The organism is Pantoea sp. UBA5923 (assembly GCF_002431095.1).
GTDB classification, from domain to species: domain Bacteria; phylum Pseudomonadota; class Gammaproteobacteria; order Enterobacterales; family Enterobacteriaceae; genus Pantoea; species Pantoea piersonii.
In genome coordinates, this window is sequence record NZ_DJDN01000050.1 from 63,387 (window position 1) to 65,581 (window position 2,195).

The following is a 2,195-nucleotide window of genomic DNA, read 5'->3' on the forward strand; positions in this document are numbered from 1 at the left end:
CGCTTTGCTGTCAGACTGGTTCACCGAGACGTTTATCTGTAAAGGATCCGGTTCGGTATGACATCCACTTCTGCTTTGCCCCTTGCCCTGATTCAGTTAGAAGTTCCCCCAGCCGAGGTTGCGGCGCGTATCGGCGAACAGCCGCGCTGGTTTATCGAGGCGCTTGGCCTGCTGCCCGACGATTATGTGATTGTGCGTCCTCATCTGGGCGAGTCCCTGCCGCAGTTCGATCGGATTAGCGGCGCGATCCTCAGCGGCTCCTGGGCGATGGTCACCGATCACGCCGACTGGAGCGAGCGCAGCGCGGCGTGGGTGCGGGCGGCGATAGAGGCTGAGCTGCCGCTGCTGGGCGTCTGCTACGGCCATCAGCTGATGGCCTACGCGCTGGGCGGCAAGGTGGCGGACAACCCCAACGGCTGGGAACGCGGTCTGCTGCCGCTGACCTGTGAAGCGGCAGCGCAGCGCGACGAACTGCTTGCGGCGTTGCCGGGCCGGTTCAGCGCCTGGCTGTCGCACCGCCAGTCAGTAATTGCGCCGCCGCCGCAGGCGCAGGTGTTGGCGAAATCGGACAAAGATGGCTGTCAGATCCTGCGCTATTCGCCGCAGGCGCTGTCGGTGCAGTTTCACCCTGAATTTTCGCGCCGCATTATGCGCGCCTGTCTGCCGCAGGAGATCAGCGACAGCGGCGCGGATATTGAGGGCACTGACTGGGCGCGACAGCTGCTGGTGGCGTTCTGGCAACAGACGCGCCCGCAGGCGGGTCAGGCGCAGGGAGCGTAACCGCGTCTGCAGCGGTAAACCCAGGCGGGCGGCACGTTTTTCAGCACCCGCTGGCGCTGCCAGGTAAAGTAGCGTGACAGATCGGGCTGAGTCATCGAGGTATACTGAAACTGTATGAAGAGGCCGTCCGGTCCGAGCGCATTACACACCGCCCGTAAAATGTTGTCGCGCAGCGCGGGCGGAAGCGACAGCAGCGGCAGGCCGGAAAAGATCGCGTCATACTCCCCGCTCAGATACTCCGCTGAACAGTGGCGAACCTGCATACGGCTATCCTCCAGCGCGCGCAGCTTATCCGCCAGCGGCGCGCTAATCTCAAACACCTCCAGTTCCGCCTGCGGCTGCATGTGCGCCAGCAGGTGACGCGTCAGCACGCCGTCGCCTGCGCCGAGTTCAGCGACGCGCAGGGCGCTGTCCCAGCAGACGCTGTCGCTCATGGCGCGGCAGAGCGCTGCCGATGAGGGCGTAATGCTGCCCATCTTGCGCGGGTGGCGAATAAACTGATGAATAAAGTCTGCTTTTGCGCGCATAAGGGTAAAAGCCGAAGCCAGCATGTCACTCTCCTGTTATTAATCTCCTTTGTTGACCCTGATACGGCCCGAAGTTTCGCTTTTTTTCCGCGCTCTGACCTGTTCTCAGAATTATCTGTGCGCCTGAGCGGTGCGCTTTTCCTTTGCGGCGGTCACAGTTTCCAACAGCAACATCTGACAGGCTAGGTTTGTTCATTCATTGTTAACGGCAAGTTTCATTGTTGTTTCAATTCCTGACCTGTAAGGAGATTCACCATGCGTTACGCCTCTCCCGGAGAACAGGGTTCTCTGATTCACCTCCAGAAAACCTACGGCAACTTTATCAACGGCGAATTCGTGCCGCCGGTGAACGGCAACTACTTCACCAATACGTCGCCGGTCAACGGTTCGGTGGCAGGGGAATTCCCGCGCTCGGACAAGGCAGACGTGGATAATGCCGTCGCCGCGGCGCAGGCCGCAGCCGAAGCCTGGGGTAAAACGTCGCCGCAGCAGCGTTCGCTGGCGCTGCTCAGGATCGCTGACCGGCTGGAACAAAACCTCGAATATATGGCGGTGAATGAGACCTGGGATAACGGTAAGCCGGTGCGTGAAACGCTGGCCGCCGATATGCCGCTGGCGGTGGATCATTTCCGCTATTTTGCCGGCTGCGTGCGAGCGCAGGAGGGGACGGCCGCTGAGATTGACGAGTTTACCGCCGCCTATCATTTCCATGAGCCGCTGGGCGTGGTGGCGCAGATTATCCCCTGGAACTTCCCGCTGCTGATGGCGGCATGGAAGCTGGCGCCGGCGCTGGGCGCGGGCAACTGCGTGGTGCTGAAGCCAGCCGAGCAGACGCCGCTGAGCATTACGCTGTTTGTTGAACTGATTAAGGACCTGCTGCCGCCCGGC

The 2,195-nt window shown here is 61.3% G+C and carries 3 protein-coding genes; 2 read left to right on the forward strand and 1 reads right to left on the reverse strand.

Translation table 11 applies throughout. The annotated features are described in order from the left end of the window. The first annotated feature begins 57 nt into the window (after window positions 1-57). Window positions 58-780 (forward strand): glutamine amidotransferase, encoded by a 723-nt coding sequence (locus tag B3797_RS12495; protein WP_311791234.1) that lies wholly within the window; start codon window positions 58-60, stop codon window positions 778-780. On the opposite strand, the gene B3797_RS12500 is transcribed toward B3797_RS12495, so the two are convergent. After that, on the reverse strand, window positions 762-1,331 hold the full coding sequence (locus B3797_RS12500) for a class I SAM-dependent methyltransferase (RefSeq protein ID WP_311791235.1): 570 nt from the start codon (window positions 1,329-1,331) through the stop codon (window positions 762-764). The genes B3797_RS12495 and B3797_RS12500 overlap by 19 nt on opposite strands. Window positions 1,332-1,562: 231 nt before the next feature. Here B3797_RS12500 and B3797_RS12505 point away from each other — a divergent pair. Then, window positions 1,563-2,195: aldehyde dehydrogenase family protein (locus tag B3797_RS12505; RefSeq protein ID WP_311791236.1), on the forward strand; the 633-nt coding region annotated here is incomplete at its 3' end.